The sequence below is a fragment of the Citrobacter amalonaticus genome (assembly GCF_018323885.1).
Lineage (GTDB): Bacteria > Pseudomonadota > Gammaproteobacteria > Enterobacterales > Enterobacteriaceae > Citrobacter_A > Citrobacter_A amalonaticus.
Genome location: NZ_AP024585.1, coordinates 1,828,228 through 1,842,918 on the forward strand (window position 1 = coordinate 1,828,228; position 14,691 = coordinate 1,842,918).

General features: G+C 53.2%; 14 protein-coding genes. 6 read left to right on the top strand and 8 right to left on the bottom strand.

All coding sequences use genetic code 11. From position 1 onward, the window contains the following. Position 1: 1 nt before the first annotated feature. From pqiB to rmf, 3 genes are all read left to right on the top strand, one after another. Positions 2-1,642, top strand: coding sequence for an intermembrane transport protein PqiB (gene pqiB / locus KI228_RS08465; RefSeq protein ID WP_044256306.1), 1,641 nt, complete (start codon positions 2-4; stop codon positions 1,640-1,642). Beyond that, positions 1,639-2,202: a membrane integrity-associated transporter subunit PqiC gene (gene pqiC, locus KI228_RS08470; protein ID WP_044256303.1), complete on the top strand. Its 564-nt coding sequence runs from the start codon at positions 1,639-1,641 to the stop codon at positions 2,200-2,202. The genes pqiB and pqiC overlap by 4 nt, the downstream gene beginning before the upstream one ends. A 257-nt stretch (positions 2,203-2,459) precedes the next feature. After that, on the top strand, positions 2,460-2,627 hold the full coding sequence (gene rmf / locus KI228_RS08475) for a ribosome modulation factor (RefSeq protein WP_042320000.1): 168 nt from the start codon (positions 2,460-2,462) through the stop codon (positions 2,625-2,627). A 95-nt stretch (positions 2,628-2,722) separates the two neighbouring features. Here the strand turns inward: rmf and fabA are convergent, their stop codons facing one another. Continuing rightward, positions 2,723-3,241, bottom strand: coding sequence for a bifunctional 3-hydroxydecanoyl-ACP dehydratase/trans-2-decenoyl-ACP isomerase (gene fabA, locus KI228_RS08480; protein WP_013097260.1), 519 nt, complete (start codon positions 3,239-3,241; stop codon positions 2,723-2,725). Between the two features lie 68 nt (positions 3,242-3,309). Further along, positions 3,310-5,070, bottom strand: coding sequence for an AAA family ATPase (locus KI228_RS08485; RefSeq protein WP_043001160.1), 1,761 nt, complete (start codon positions 5,068-5,070; stop codon positions 3,310-3,312). A 185-nt stretch (positions 5,071-5,255) separates the two neighbouring features. On the opposite strand from KI228_RS08485, the gene matP reads away from it, so the two are divergent. Beyond that, positions 5,256-5,708, top strand: coding sequence for a macrodomain Ter protein MatP (gene matP, locus KI228_RS08490; protein WP_043001159.1), 453 nt, complete (start codon positions 5,256-5,258; stop codon positions 5,706-5,708). 76 nt (positions 5,709-5,784) lie between these two features. Here matP and ompA read toward each other — a convergent pair whose 3' ends face one another. Together ompA and sulA are read right to left on the bottom strand one after the other, a co-directional pair. Further along, positions 5,785-6,840, bottom strand: a complete 1,056-nt coding sequence (ompA, locus tag KI228_RS08495) for a porin OmpA (RefSeq protein ID WP_043001975.1) — start codon at positions 6,838-6,840, stop codon at positions 5,785-5,787. A gap of 355 nt (positions 6,841-7,195) precedes the next feature. After that, positions 7,196-7,705, bottom strand: a complete 510-nt coding sequence (gene sulA, locus KI228_RS08500) for an SOS-induced cell division inhibitor SulA (RefSeq protein WP_043001158.1) — start codon at positions 7,703-7,705, stop codon at positions 7,196-7,198. 217 nt (positions 7,706-7,922) lie between these two features. Between sulA and KI228_RS08505 the strand changes: the two genes are divergently transcribed. After that, positions 7,923-8,552, top strand: coding sequence for a TfoX/Sxy family DNA transformation protein (locus KI228_RS08505; RefSeq protein ID WP_043001157.1), 630 nt, complete (start codon positions 7,923-7,925; stop codon positions 8,550-8,552). On the opposite strand, the gene yccS is transcribed toward KI228_RS08505, so the two are convergent. Together yccS and KI228_RS08515 are read right to left on the bottom strand one after the other, a co-directional pair. Then, positions 8,506-10,668 (bottom strand): YccS family putative transporter, encoded by a 2,163-nt coding sequence (gene yccS, locus KI228_RS08510; RefSeq protein ID WP_043001156.1) that lies wholly within the window; start codon positions 10,666-10,668, stop codon positions 8,506-8,508. The two genes, KI228_RS08505 and yccS, sit on opposite strands and share 47 nt — an antisense overlap. 6 nt (positions 10,669-10,674) lie before the next feature. After that, positions 10,675-11,133: a YccF domain-containing protein gene (locus tag KI228_RS08515; protein ID WP_043001155.1), complete on the bottom strand. Its 459-nt coding sequence runs from the start codon at positions 11,131-11,133 to the stop codon at positions 10,675-10,677. A gap of 123 nt (positions 11,134-11,256) precedes the next feature. Here KI228_RS08515 and helD point away from each other — a divergent pair, with 123 nt between their 5' ends. After that, entirely contained in the window at positions 11,257-13,311 is a 2,055-nt protein-coding gene (gene helD, locus KI228_RS08520; RefSeq protein ID WP_061070309.1) for a DNA helicase IV, read from the top strand. A gap of 31 nt (positions 13,312-13,342) precedes the next feature. Here the strand turns inward: helD and mgsA are convergent, their stop codons facing one another. Together mgsA and KI228_RS08530 are read right to left on the bottom strand one after the other, a co-directional pair. Beyond that, complete coding sequence (gene mgsA / locus KI228_RS08525) at positions 13,343-13,801, bottom strand: methylglyoxal synthase (RefSeq protein ID WP_044256300.1); 459 nt, start codon at positions 13,799-13,801, stop codon at positions 13,343-13,345. A 92-nt stretch (positions 13,802-13,893) separates the two neighbouring features. Beyond that, on the bottom strand, positions 13,894-14,556 hold the full coding sequence (locus KI228_RS08530) for a DUF2057 family protein (RefSeq protein WP_043001152.1): 663 nt from the start codon (positions 14,554-14,556) through the stop codon (positions 13,894-13,896). Positions 14,557-14,691 lie beyond the last annotated feature (135 nt).

The following is a 14,691-nucleotide window of genomic DNA, read 5'->3' on the forward strand; positions in this document are numbered from 1 at the left end:
CATGGAATCTAAAAGTGGGGAAGCCAAAATCCAGAAGGTAAAAAACTGGTCTCCCGTGTGGATTTTTCCCATCGTCACTGCGCTGATTGGGGCATGGGTTCTGTTCTATCACTACAGCCATCAGGGACCGGTTGTGACCCTGATTACCACCAATGCCGAGGGCATCGAGGGCGGAAAAACCACTATCAAAAGCCGCAGCGTTGACGTGGGTGTTGTCGAAAGCGCCACGCTGACCGACGATCTGACGCATGTTGAAATCAAAGCGCGCCTGAACGCCGGTATGGAAAAACTGCTGCACAAAGACTCCGTGTTTTGGGTGGTGAAGCCACAGGTTGGACGTGAAGGGATCAGCGGCTTAGGGACGCTGCTTTCTGGCGCTTATATCGAACTGCAGCCGGGTAATAAAGGTAACAAACTGGAAAAGTATGATCTGCTGGATTCGCCGCCGCTGGCGCCGCCTGATGCCAAGGGGATCCGCGTGGTGCTCGACAGTAAAAAAGCCGGTCAGCTTAGTCCCGGCGATCCGGTTCTGTTCCGTGGCTATCGCGTCGGATCGGTGGAAACCAGTACTTTTGATCCACAAAAACGCAGCATCAGCTATCAGCTGTTTATCAATGCACCTAACGATCGCCTGGTCACCAGCAACGTCCGTTTCTGGAAAGACAGCGGGATTGCCGTGGATCTGACGTCCGCAGGCATGCGGGTAGAAATGGGCTCGCTGACGACGTTATTTGGCGGAGGTGTTAGTTTTGACGTACCTGAAGGGCTTGAGCAGGGTCAGCCGGTTGCCGAGAAGGCCGCCTTTAGCCTGTATGACGATCAGAAAAGCATCCAGGATTCGCTGTTCACCGAGCACATCGATTACCTGATGTTCTTCAAAGATTCGATCCGCGGTCTGCAACCGGGAGCGCCGCTGGAGTTCCGCGGTATTCGTCTGGGGACGGTGAGTAAAGTGCCGTTCTTTGCGCCAAATATGCGTCAGGTGTTTAACAACGATTACCGTATTCCTGTGCTGGTGCGCATTGAACCCGAGCGTCTGAAAGCGCAATTGGGCGAAGATACCGACGTGGGCGCTCATCTGGCCGACCTGCTGAAGCGGGGCTTACGCGGCTCGCTGAAAACCGGGAACCTGGTGACCGGGGCGTTGTATGTCGATCTGGACTTCTATCCAAAAGAGCCGCCGATTACCGGCATTCGCGAGTTTAACGGTTATCAGATCATCCCGACGGTGAGCGGCGGTCTGGCACAAATTCAGCAGCGGCTGATGGAAGCGCTGGATAAGATCAACAATCTGCCGCTGAACCCGATGATTGAGCAGGCCACCAATACGTTGAGTGAAAGCCAGCGCACGATGAAACATCTGCAAACGACACTGGATAACATGAACAAGATTACGTCCAGTCAGTCTATGCAACAACTGCCGGCAGATATGCAGAATACTCTGCGTGAACTGAATCGCAGCATGCAGGGCTTCCAGCCGGGTTCGGCAGCCTACAACAAGATGGTGGCCGATATGCAACGTCTTGATCAGGTGCTCCGCGAGCTACAGCCGGTGCTGAAAACGCTGAATGACAAGAGTAACGCGCTGGTGTTTGAAGCGAAGGACAAGAAAGATCCAGAGCCGAAGAGGGCGAAACAATGAAAAAGTGGCTAGTGGTGGCGATGGCGTTCTGGCTGACATCATGCAGTACCAGTGGAGATAACAAAAGCTATTACCAGCTTCCTGTTGCGCAAGGTGGCGTGCAGAGTACCGCAAGCCAGGGGAACCGTCTGCTGTGGGTCGAGCAAGTTGCAGTGCCGGATTATCTGGCCGGCAATGGCGTGGTCTATCAGACCAGCGATGTACAGTACGTGATCGCCAATAATAATCTGTGGGCCAGTCCGCTGGATCAACAGTTGCGCAATACGCTGGTTGCCAATCTGAGTACACAATTGCCGGGTTGGGTGGTGGCGTCTCAACCGTTAGGCAGCGTGCAGGACACGCTCAACGTGACGGTCACCGGCTTCCACGGTCGTTATGATGGCAAAGTGGTGGTCAGCGGTGAGTGGCTGCTAAACCATCAGGGACGTCTCATTAAGCGCCCGTTCCACATTGAAGCCATACAGACACAGGACGGTTACGATGAAATGGTGAAAGTGCTGGCGAACGTCTGGAGTCAGGAAGCGGCGGCGATCGCTCAGGAGCTGAAGCGCATCCCATAGTTTAAAATTTTGTAAATAAAACCGTCTCAGACCGTGCGTTTGAGGCGGTTTTTTTTGGCCATAAAGAGGGGCCAGGAACTTGTTCCGGTTCACATTTTTTGTACAACCGAGTTTTTCACTAGCTCACAAATATGACACCTGTGTGAATTTTGCGCATTGACGGAACCGGGGATTCGCGGTATTCGTTTAGTGTGATTGCACACTTCGTAATCACTGTTATCTTTTCCACCAGATATTAAGTATGAGGGAAACGAGGCATGAAGAGACAAAAACGAGATCGCCTGGAACGGGCACATCAACGTGGTTATCAGGCCGGTATTGCCGGACGCTCAAAAGAAATGTGTCCCTATCAGACGCTGAATCAGAGGTCGTACTGGCTAGGAGGCTGGCGAGAAGCCATGGCTGACAGGGTGGTAATGGCCTGATTCTGTCTCTTTAAAAAGAAACCTCCGCAGTGCGGAGGTTTCGCCTTTTATGACCTGTGATAAATGACGCTATCTGGTCATTCACCCGGTTGGCATCAGAACGCAGAGGTGTCCTGGAACAGCCCGACTTTCAGATCGTTTGCGGTATAAATCAGACGACCATCCACCAGCACTTCACCATCTGCCAGACCCATGATCAGGCGGCGATTTACGATGCGCTTGAAGTGGATACGGTAGGTCACTTTCTTCGCAGAAGGCAACACCTGACCGGTGAACTTCACTTCGCCTACGCCCAGCGCGCGGCCTTTGCCTTCACCGCCGAGCCAGCCGAGGTAGAATCCAACCAACTGCCACATGGCGTCCAGTCCCAGGCAACCCGGCATGACCGGATCACCGATGAAGTGGCATCCGAAGAACCAAAGATCCGGATTAATATCCAGCTCTGCCTCAACATAACCTTTGTCGAAGTTGCCGCCCGTTTCGGTCATTTTGACGACACGGTCCATCATCAGCATGTTAGGAGCAGGCAACTGCGGGCCTTTCGCACCAAACAGCTCACCGCGACCAGAGGCAAGAAGGTCTTCTTTTGTATAGGATTCGCGTTTATCTACCATGTTCTCTGTAAGCCTTATTTTATTGAAGCACGCAGGATAGCTAACACGTGTACGCTGAACAAGTCCGATCAGTTAGGAAAAAAACCGTTCAGCCAACGCAGCGGCCATGGAAAACGGTGACGTCCTTCCTGTTGCGTCGCCTGGGCGATACGCTCCTGGATAGTCTGCATCAGCGTCATCTGGCCTTCGCCATCCCACACCAGATTTAACAGCAGCGGTAATGCGTCGGTCACGTCATCTACCGCCCAGATAGTGAACTTCTCTTCTTCAACGGCCTGTAACAGTGCGGGTTGCAGGCTCAGGTGTCTGACGTTAGAAGAAGGGATAATCACCCCTTGCTTACCCGTCAGTTCACGCTGTTGGCAAATCGCGAAGAAGCCTTCAATTTTTTCATTTAAACCACCAACCGGCTGGGCTCGACCGAACTGATCGACCGACCCGGTAACAGCGATGTTCTGATTTACCGGCACATCTGACAGGGCGCTGATGAGTGCACACAGTTCCGCCATGGACGCGCTGTCGCCATCGACTTCACTGTAGGACTGTTCAAACGTGAGTGAAGCCGAGAAGGGGAGCTGTTGTTCGAGCTGGAGTTCCGACATCAGGAACGCCTGCATGATCATCATCCCCTTAGCATGAATATTACCGCCAAGTTCTGCTTTCCGCTCAATGTCCGTGAACTCGCCATCGCCGATGTGCACGACGCAACTAATGCGAGAAGGTTCACCGAAGGCGCGAGGGTGACCCGGAAACTCAATCACCGACAGGGCGTTGATCTGACCCACGCGCTCACCCTCGGTTTCGATCAGAATCTGTTCCTGGAGGATCTCATCCTGCATGCGTTCAGCCAGGAACCCTTCACGCCACGCTCTCTGAGCAAGCATCAGGCTAAGTTGTTCACCGCTGCAGGTTTCGCTTTCGCACAGCGGCGCGACTTCCGTGAACTGCCTGATGATCCACAGCGGATTGAGCGGTAACGTATCCTGTTCGCCGGTATAGCGCACCGCTTCGCGAACCAGCACTTCCCAGGCGTCGGGTGCCGGGTAAGGCAACTGATTATGTCTCGCGGTCCACGTTACCCACTGGCACCACTGCGTCATGGATTCTGCATCCACAATCTGCAGATTATCTTCGAATTCGCTATAAATCGCCTGCTCGGCCAGTTCGGGCTCCATCTCCTGGAAGTCCGCCAGCGATTCGCGCTCACCGACTAACAGCACCTTCAGTTTAAGCGGCATAGACGGCACAGAGACTGGTAGCGGACGTGATTCATCAAAGGCTACCCAGTCAAAGCGTTCGCGGCTGACAATCGCTTTCAGGCGCATCCACAGTAGCGGTTGTGCAAGCAGAGTGCGCAGCGAGATAACCAGCACGCCGCCATTGGCCTGGTGAACCAGTCCCGGTTGTAACGTGATGTCGCCATTGAATTGACGCAGGCAGCCAAACAGTTGCTCTGCCTCAACCCAGTCGGCAATCACCACCTGAGATAAGGTAGAAAAATTATCCTCTTCCCGCTCAGCGTCACGATAGCGAATCGTATGACCAGAGATCTCGTAATGACCTCCCGTCAGGTGACCGGCATTGTGCTGCAAGGCACGTGCGGCATCGGCAAGAAGATTAAGATACTCAAGCTCTTCGGGGGCTTTGGCCAGCATGAAAGGGGATGAGGCTCTGGGCTGTAACAATTGCTCCAGGGCAAATTGCAAACGTGGTTGAGTATCACTCAGTAATGTGTCGTTTTCTTCAGTGACATGTGGCTGTGCAAAAATCTCCTGATAGCTTTCGGTATCAGGGACAAGATCACGCCATGCAAGTTTCGTAATGGTCAAAGTTGATGTTTTTTAGTCTGTTGTAAAAGACGCGATTATAGCGTAACCGTCCGCGCTTCACACGTGGAATGCGATGGCAAACGCACAGGAGGCTGCAGAGTGGCTCACAGCCTGAAGATTCTTTTCTTCAGATGCTAAAAAAGCTGATATTCTGATAGGAGTGACACGGTAACATTGAGATCGCCATGAAATATCAACAACTTGAGAATCTTGAAAGCGGTTGGAAGTGGAAGTACCTGGTGAAGAAGCATCGCGAAGGGGAATTAATAACCCGTTATGTGGAGGCCAGTGCAGCCCAGGAGGCCGTGGATTTGTTGCTTACGCTGGAAAATGAACCGGTGCGGGTCAATCTCTGGATTGACGAACATATGAGTCCCGCGCTGCAAAACCGCATGAAACAGACGATACGCGCACGGCGTAAACGTCATTTCAATGCCGAGCATCAGCACACGCGAAAGAAATCTATCGATCTGGAATTTATTGTCTGGCAGAGACTGGCAGGGCTGGCACAGCGGCGAGGCAAAACGCTATCAGAGACCGTAGTGCAGCTGATTGAAGATGCAGAGAATAAAGAGAAGTACGCTAACAAGATGTCTTCGCTAAAGCAGGATCTGCAGGCGCTGTTAGGCAAAGAGTGACAGGTTTTCATCAAAGCTGTTTTGCTGACGGCCAAAAAAAACCCCGCAACGCGGGGTTTTTTCATAAGACGGAAACTTAAGCCTGCGGCTGAGTTACAACGTCTTTGATGCCTTTAACTTCGATCTCAACGCGACGATCCGGGGCCAGGCAGTCGATCAGTGCAGCGCGAGCTTTCACGTTGTCACAGGTGTTGCCAGTAACCGGGTTGGATTCGCCCATACCACGTGCGGAGATCTTGTCAGCCGGGATACCTTTAGAGATCAGGTAATCAACAACAGACTGAGCACGTTTCTCAGACAGACCCTGGTTGTAAGCGTCAGAACCGATGCGGTCCGTGAAGCCCAGAACCACTACGGAACCGTCTTTCGGATCCAGGTTGCTCAGCTGGCTGTACATCTGATCCAGAGCCTGCTGGCCTTCTGGTTTCAGAGTCGCTTTGTTGAAGTTGAACAGAACGTCAGACTTCAGAGTGAAGTGTTTGGTCTGTACTTCAGGAGCTGGAGCCGGAGCCGGCGCTACGATCGGAGCAGCTTGTTCCTGCTGACCGAAACGGTAAGAAACACCTACGCTCAGCAGACCGTTGTCTGGACGAGTACCGATGGTGTTAGCGTCACCGATGTTGTTGGTCCACTGGTATTCCAGACGGGTAGCGATTTCAGGAGTAATTGCGTACTCAACACCACCTGCGAATACTGGGGATACGCCAGTGTCGTGGTCTTTAAAGGAAGCGCCACCAGGTTCGTTAGCCTTGGTGTCTGCACGCCATACCATACCACCCAGACGAGTGTAGATGTCCAGATCGTCAGTGATTGGGTAACCCAGTTTAGCGGTCAGCTGAACGCCCTGAGCTTTGTAAGCGCCGTTGATGTTGTCGCCTTTGTACGGCATACGACCTAACCAGTCGTAACCCATTTCAAAGCCAACATACGGGTTAACCTGGTAACCACCGAACGCACCGGCACCCAGTTGGTTTTCGTGGGTCGGACCGTTGTTGTTGATGAAACCAGTGTCATGGTACTGGGACCAGCCCAGTTTAGCACCAGTGTACCAGGTGTTATCTTTCGGAGCGGCCTGCGCTACGGTAGCGAAACCAGCCAGTGCCACTGCAATCGCGATAGCTGTCTTTTTCATTTTTTGCGCCTCGTTATCATCCAAAATACGCCATGAATATCTCCAACGAGATAACACGGTTAAATCCTTCACCGGGGGAGTAGTTCAATAGTTACTCTACCGATATCTGCGGCTTACGCCGAGCACCCCTGGCGATGTAAAGTCTACAACGTAGTTGAAAACTTACAAGTGTGAACTCTGTCAGGCATATGAAAAAAAAAAACTTGTATACATAATATTTAACATTTGGCGCATCAGAATTTATCGCCAGATTTCACGGGAACCGCGTGCGCCAAGCGTTCACAGAAAAAAAACGTTAGTCCTCAATGTGAAGGTCGAGGAGGAAAAAAAATTCCAGGATAAATCCTAAATTTACTCAATGATACAAATTTGAGTGAATTTTTAGCCCGGTTTGCTGTCTCGTGGCATGGGTGTGTGCATTCACGGGACGCATGATAAATCCCATCGCATTTCCTTCATCTGCCGCCTTAACCAATTCAGCATGTTCTTCTTCTGTTAATTCTTCTGTTAGCCAGCCAATTACCACGCTGTAGTTGCCCGTGCGCAATGCACGAACCATTGATTCCAGCGTATGGCAGGGGGACAGTTGGTTAATTTGCATCACTTTAGTCAGCGGAAGCCCAGCAGACTGAACCCATTCACGGCTCAGCTTCTGCTGTGGCGTCAGCCAGAGCTGCCAGCGCGATTGCTGTCCTAGCTGCTGAAGAAGCGGTAACAGCAGTAACTGCGTCATCATGGGCTGGTCTTCGCGGTAGACCACTTCGCTGATAAGCCCGGTGGACACTTTCTCGGAAGAGACGCGCGCCATCGTGTTCGATGTGGAAGAGAATGACGGAGAACGATTTGCGTAGCCTGAAGTGTACATAATCAATCCAGCCCTGTGAGTTACTGTATGGATGTACAGTAACCCTGATGTCGTGAAAGATCAACTTTATTTTCGGAAAGAGACTCGCAATTTTTATTCATGGTAGCGGTAAAAACGAAATTCAGCTTGCCCCTTGAGAATAAGTTGCCTATTTTCGTCATTAACGGATTCGTGACGGCAAATCATTCTTTTAGTTTATGATTTAAAAGGGAATTTTATGAAAATTCACTCCTATGACAGGATCTATAAATCACAGGAATATTTATCTTCTCTGGGGACGATCCACTTCCGCTCACTGTTTGGCAGTTACAGTCTGACAATCAGGAATACCGTCTTTGCGATGGTTGCCAATGGGGAGCTCTATCTGCGTGCCTGTGAGCAAAGCGTACAGTATTGCGTGCAACATTCCCCGGTCTGGCTGACGTTTCTTAAACGCGGGCGTCCGGTCATGCTTAATTATTATCAGGTTGATGACACTCTTTGGCGCGACCAGCAACAGTTGATCCAGTTGTCGAAGTTTTCGCTGGATGCCGCGTTGCAGGAGAAGTTGTCCCGCAGTTCTCAGCAGCGGCTTAAGGATCTCCCCAATATGACCTTTCATCTGGAGAGTTTGCTGAATGAAGCGGGGATCTACGACGTCGCCACCCTGCGAATGCTGGGCGCTAAAATGTGCTGGTTGCGACTGCGACAAATGAACAAATCCATCACTGACAAGGTGCTGTTTAATCTTGAAGGGGCTATTTATGGTATCCATGAAGCGGCGCTCCCGGCGATACGCCGCCAGGAGCTTGCTCTGTGGGTTAAGTCGCTTTCACCGGTGCCGATGTCGGTGGAGAAGAGTGAGTGATTTGCCGCTGTAGCCGCCCCATTTCTGGCAGCAGGGCCACCAGTAAACCGACCTGCTGAATCACCAGTGGTTCTTTGCTGTCCGGACGTGGCTCAAGCTGCTGAATGCGCTGTTTCAGTTCGGCGAGAGCTTGCTGCACGCGCGCTTCGTCGGCCGGGAGATGATGCAGCGCATCATCGACATAACAGACCGCATCGTCCAGCAACGCCAGCACGTCGGGGTTGGTGAGTTGCTCACGATGCGCACCTAAAGCAGAAATATAACTGGTGAATGTATGATTGAGGCAGAGCAAACGGAACGCGGCCTCACGTGTTTGTGCCGTCACGTCGGGCTCGCTGGACATATTCGACACCACGGAGGCCAGCTCAGCATCGCGGTTATGGGCATCGCGACGGGCAATCCGATATGCCAGTCGATTATCGCGTCCCTGATGGTACTGCTCCAGGATAGCGTCAAGATAGCGACAGTTTGCATCGGTCGCTCTTTCCATCACTCGCGGGAGGTTTCGGAAACGCCAGTCCGGCCAGATAAAGCTCACTGCCGCCCAGGCGATGGCGCAGCCGATGAGCGTATCAATCACCCTGGGGAGGGCGACTTCAAACCCTTCGCCGAGCAAGTTGAAGCACAGCAGAACCAGCAGCGTGATAAACATAGTGGCGTGGGCATACTGGACGTTGCGAAAGGCAAAGAACAGAACGCCGGTGATCACCAGTAAAATAAGCTGACCTTCCAGCGACGGAACAAACCATAAAATCGGGATACCAATCGCCACCCCGACCAGGGTACCGATAATCCTCAGCGCCAGGCGGTGCCGCGTGGCGTTGTAGTTTGGCTGACAAACAAACAGGCTGGTCAGCAGGATCCAGTAACCGTGATGCATACCGGTTATCTGAATGATCGCGTAGCCGACGCACAGAACCAGAGACATCCTGACCGCATGGCGAAACAGCGCCGATTCGGGAGTAAAGTTACGACTCAGACGCAGCCAGATATCGCTGAACCCGTGCGGACTGTCATCGGCGAGCTGGCTCTCCGATTCGTTACGCGGCATAGCCTGCGCCTGTTCTGATTCAATTGTTGCCAGTTGTGCATCGATGGCGCGCAAATTAGCCAGTAAAAATCCCAGCGTTTTCAGCAGATCGGCGGAGGCGCCGTTTGCCCGCATTCGCTCAAGCGCGGCGTCGAGATGCGTGAAGGCGCGTTCAAAATGCGGATCGTGCTGATAGGGGACGCGCAACAAAATACAGCGCGACAGTTGCAGACAGGCCTGGCCCTGCATCGACATCAGGCGTTGAAAGCGAAACATCACGTCGCTGTGACGGAAATGGTCACGTAGCGTCTGGTATTGAATATGCGAGGAGCTGGCGCGCTCATGAATATCCTGCGCCACAAAGTAGTAATGCAGAGTTCGCCGTGTGCCGCGCTGCCCCCGGTCGCCGCGCAGGCGAGTCAACAGGGACACTTTCGTCTGATTCAGTGTCGCCATCAGTTGGCCGTTGGCCAGCGCTAAGTCATAAAGCGGTGCCTGGCTTTCATTTTCAATATCCGGGTCAAAAAGCCGTGACTTCAGCTCCAGATAGTGCGCCAGTTGCTCATAGCTGCGTGCCAGATTGTCCTGCAAGGGACGAATTGGGAACAGCAAATGACCGATAAGCGTCAGCCCGTTGTACCAGATAGCGCCCGCCAGCAGCAGAAGCGGTTGCTGATACCATTGGGCGTACAACGACGCCCCAAGCATGGTGTAAATGGCGATCAGCAATGCGCCAAAGGCAATCGTCGCATAACGCTGCCCTAAACCGCCGAGCAGGATAAAACCGCTGGTAGAGAGCGTCAGTCCGATGGCGAACAGCCATGGGTAAGGAAACAGTAGCTCGACTGACGCAGAGGCGATAAAAAAGCAGATTAGCGTAATGATCAGGTTGCGCAGACGACCCGCGAGACGATCGTCCAGATCGGTCAGCGCTGCTGCCACCATCCCCAGCGTCAGGGGGATGGTCAGTTTGACATCACCCAACCACCAGGGCAGCGCTGTTGTTCCGCAGAGGGCGATAAAAATACGCACGTAATACAGCCAGGTGCTGTTCCAGGTATAGCGGCGAAGCAGGGGACTTAACATACTGACTTAGCGTCCTGATGACTCAAAACGGCGACGGGCGTTCGCTTCGCGTGCTGCACGTGCAACTTCTACGGAGACAACGCGACGTCCCACTGGCCAGAGTGCAATCGCGGCAATCTTAAAGTTCGCAATGCCAACCGGAATACCAATGATCGTGATGCACTGGGTGATACCTGCGGCGATGTGCATCAGACACAGCCACCAGCCGAAGAAGATCAGCCAGAAAATATTCAGCAGCGTCCCGCCCGTATTCATCAGCACACTTTTACCCGCCGGATCCAGTTCATCAACATGAACCGCTTCGTTTCCGTAAGGCAGCAGCGACAACCTGGTGATTTCCCAGCATGAGCGGGTGAGCGGCAGGGTGAAGATCAGCACTATACTGACCAGCGTTGCCAGGAACCAGGACAGCGTGGTGGCAAAGCCCCCCAACACAAAATTCAAAATATTCAGAACGGTACGCATAAACCCTCGATTGATTCTGGTTTTCTGTGATTTCCGGCAATTGTAACGTTTTTTTGGGCTGGAGCACGTATTCTCTGGCGGTTACACTGAGAAGAAATACGCTTTGTCTGGATCGGCTGAGTCATGGAACTGAAAGCAACGTCTATTGGTAAACGTCTGGCGCAACACCCGTATGATCGGGCGGTGATCCTTAATGCCGGCATTAAGGTATCGGGCGATCGCCATGAATATCTCATTCCCTTCAATCAGTTACTGGCGATTCATTGTAAGCGCGGGCTGGTGTGGGGGGAGCTGGAATTTGTGCTGCCGGACGAAAAAGTGGTGCGACTGCATGGCACCGAGTGGGCAGAAACTCAGCGCTTCCATCACCATCTGAATAGCCGATGGCAGCAGTGGAGCCAGGAGATGAGTGAAGTTGCGGCTGGCGTACTGCAGGAGCAACTGGATTTGATTGCGGCCCGAACCGGGCAAAATGCCTGGCTGACGCGCGAGCAAACGACGGGATTACAGCAACAGATCCTGCGGGCGTTTGCCGCGCTGCCGTTACCGGTTAACCGGCTGGAAGAGTTTGAGAACTGTCGCGATGCGCTGCGACAGTGCCAGGCGTGGCTGAAAGATATCGAGGCATGTCGCCTGCAGCATAACCAGGCGTATACCGAAACGATGTTGACGGAATACGCCGATTTTTTCCAGCAGGTGGAATCGTCACCGCTCAATCCGGCTCAGGCCAGAGCGGTCGTCAATGGCGAACATTCTTTGCTGGTGCTGGCTGGGGCCGGTAGCGGTAAAACATCCGTGCTGGTGGCGCGGGCGGGCTGGCTGCTGGCGCGGGGCGAAGCGGCCGCAGAACAGATCCTGCTACTGGCTTTTGGTCGCAAAGCGGCGCAGGAGATGGATGAGCGTATTCGTGAGCGGCTGCATACCGAGGAGATAACGGCGCGGACGTTCCATGCCCTGGCGCTGCACATCATTCAGCAGGGCAGCAAAAAAGTACCGACCATCAGTAAGCTTGAAAATGACACCGCCGCGCGAAATAAACTATTCATCAGCACTTGGCGTCAACAATGCAGCGAGAAAAAAGCGCAGGCGAAGGGCTGGCGACAGTGGCTGGAAGAGGAAATGGCGTGGACGGTGCCGGAAGGCAATTTCTGGGACGATGAAAAACTACAGCGGCGTCTTGCCTCGCGTCTGGATCGCTGGGTGAGCCTGATGCGCATGCATGGCGGAGCCCAGGCGGAGATGATTGCCAGCGCACCGGAGGAGATTCGGGATCTGTTTGGAAAGCGTGTGAAGCTGATGGCGCCATTGCTGAAAGCCTGGAAAAGTGCGCTGAAAGCGGAAAACGCCGTCGATTTTTCAGGTCTGATTCATCAGGCCATTGTGATTCTGGAAAAAGGGCGTTTTGTCAGTCCGTGGAAGCATATTCTGGTGGATGAATTTCAGGATATCTCCCCGCAGCGTGCCGCGCTGCTGGCTGCATTGCGTAAGCAAAATAGCCATACCACGTTGTTCGCCGTCGGGGATGACTGGCAGGCTATTTACCGTTTTAGCGGCGCGCAGCTTTCCTTAACGACTGCGTTTCATCAGACCTTCGGCGACGGTGACCGTTGCGATCTCGACACCACTTACCGTTTCAACAATCGCATTGGCGAAATCGCTAACCGCTTTATTCAGCAGAACCCACATCAACTCAAGAAACCGCTTAATAGTCTGACGACGGGAGATAAGAAAGCCGTTACGTTGCTGGATGACACGCAGCTTGATGCGTTGTTGGATAAGCTTTCCGGTTATGCGCAAGCCGACGAGCGGATTCTGGTGCTGGCGCGTTATCACCATCTGAAACCGGCCAGTCTCGAAAAGGCGGCAACCCGTTGGCCTAAGCTGCAACTTGATTTCATGACCATCCACGCCAGCAAGGGGCAACAGGCGGATTACGTTATCATTGTCGGGCTACAGGAAGGGAGCGATGGGTTCCCGGCACCGGCGCGTGAATCCATCATGGAAGAGGCGTTGCTGCCGGTTGTGGAAGATTTTCCGGATGCGGAAGAGCGGCGGTTGCTTTACGTTGCCCTGACCCGCGCCCGCCATCGGGTCTGGCTGCTGTACAACAAAGCGACCCCCTCACGCTTCGTGGAGGATCTCAAAGACCTGGACGTGCCGGTGGTAAGAAAACCGTAAGCAACAGGCGACGCCCGTCGCCTGCGCGGGATTACTTGAGGCGTTCAGCCAGATAACGCGGATAGTCCGGAATGAGCACGTCAACGGCATCATTGAAGTGTGGCGACTGGATAATGAAATCCGCCGTGGCGACATTGGTGGCGACAGGGATATTCCAGACGGTCGCCAGGCGCAGCAACGCTTTCACATCCGGATCGTGCGGAACCGCGTTAAGCGGATCCCAAAAGAAAATCAGCACATCAATTTTCCCTTCAGAAATCAACGCGCCAACCTGCTGATCGCCGCCCATCGGACCGCTCAGCATGGCGTTAACGTCCATACCCGTCGCGCGTTGAATAAGATTTCCGGTCGTCCCGGTGGCGTAGAGCACATGTTTTTCCAGCAACGGCTGGTGGCGTTCTACCCAGCTCATCAACATCTTTTTGCAGTGATCGTGTGCAACCAGCGCAATGTGCTTACGCGCCGGCAAAGTGCGAGTCGTCAGTTCCATCATTCAGTTCCATTGTGGGTTTTGCTACAGAGTACTGAATGTGCCTGATGCTGCAAGAGAAAGACGAAAAAAAAGCCGGACGGAACAAAACATCAGGACGAGGGCTGTTTCTCCGCCCATTGCAGAAAGCTATTACGCGTTTGCGGGTCCGCCTGGCGAAACCAGTATTTCAGACGCTGTTCTGTGAGCGTCTGAGATTGCGGCGGGATAGTATCCAGTTCTGAGACCCCCGAAAGCAGAGTGCTGTCGTCGGCCATCATCGTCGCGAACTGGGGTAAGGAAGCACGTTTTGCCGATTTATTGTAGCGCTCCGTTTCTGCCTCAAAATCAATGGCTTTAGTTTTTGAGGTAATGGCGAGGATATCCAGTTGTACCGGGATCGGCATCGCATTGCCATCCAGTAATTCCAGCCGTGGCGCCACGTCAAAATGGCTGGCGTCGCGGTCGCTTTCCAGGCGCGGAAGGTGAAAATTAACCTGCTCCACGCGCTGAGTGTCAAAACTGATCACCAGCGGCGGGGAAATGTAGAGCTGTTCTGCATGGCTGGGGAGGCGGATTGTCTTCTCAACCCGAAAAACAAGTTGATGGGGCCCATTATCGAGCTCAATGCTGTCCGCGCCGCGCAGGAGTGAACTGGAGACTTTTTTGCCGTCCAGTACCAGCAGGTCAATGTCGGTTGAAAGACGAAGAGTGGTAGCGAAAACCGTGACCGGCAAGCAGAGGGCTATCATCAGGGTCACAGTGCCGGTTTTCATAGGGTTCTCCTGTCCAAGGACCGCCGGGTAAGAATGTATCAAAATTTTTCGATAATCACGTTTACTAACATATAGACATATTTTGGCGTTTTGCTCTCATACTTACGGGTGGGACGCATGGTTGGGTTGTCAGGA

Coding starts and splice junctions, on each gene's coding strand:
- pqiB (WP_044256306.1), top strand. CDS start 2: ATGGAATCTAAAAGTGGGGAAGCCAAAATCCAGAAGGTAAAAAACTGG.
- pqiC (WP_044256303.1), top strand. CDS start 1,639: ATGAAAAAGTGGCTAGTGGTGGCGATGGCGTTCTGGCTGACATCATGC.
- rmf (WP_042320000.1), top strand. CDS start 2,460: ATGAAGAGACAAAAACGAGATCGCCTGGAACGGGCACATCAACGTGGT.
- fabA (WP_013097260.1), bottom strand. CDS start 3,241: ATGGTAGATAAACGCGAATCCTATACAAAAGAAGACCTTCTTGCCTCT.
- matP (WP_043001159.1), top strand. CDS start 5,256: ATGAAATATCAACAACTTGAGAATCTTGAAAGCGGTTGGAAGTGGAAG.
- ompA (WP_043001975.1), bottom strand. CDS start 6,840: ATGAAAAAGACAGCTATCGCGATTGCAGTGGCACTGGCTGGTTTCGCT.
- sulA (WP_043001158.1), bottom strand. CDS start 7,705: ATGTACACTTCAGGCTACGCAAATCGTTCTCCGTCATTCTCTTCCACA.
- KI228_RS08505 (WP_043001157.1), top strand. CDS start 7,923: ATGAAAATTCACTCCTATGACAGGATCTATAAATCACAGGAATATTTA.
- yccS (WP_043001156.1), bottom strand. CDS start 10,668: ATGTTAAGTCCCCTGCTTCGCCGCTATACCTGGAACAGCACCTGGCTG.
- KI228_RS08515 (WP_043001155.1), bottom strand. CDS start 11,133: ATGCGTACCGTTCTGAATATTTTGAATTTTGTGTTGGGGGGCTTTGCC.
- helD (WP_061070309.1), top strand. CDS start 11,257: ATGGAACTGAAAGCAACGTCTATTGGTAAACGTCTGGCGCAACACCCG.
- mgsA (WP_044256300.1), bottom strand. CDS start 13,801: ATGGAACTGACGACTCGCACTTTGCCGGCGCGTAAGCACATTGCGCTG.
- KI228_RS08530 (WP_043001152.1), bottom strand. CDS start 14,556: ATGAAAACCGGCACTGTGACCCTGATGATAGCCCTCTGCTTGCCGGTC.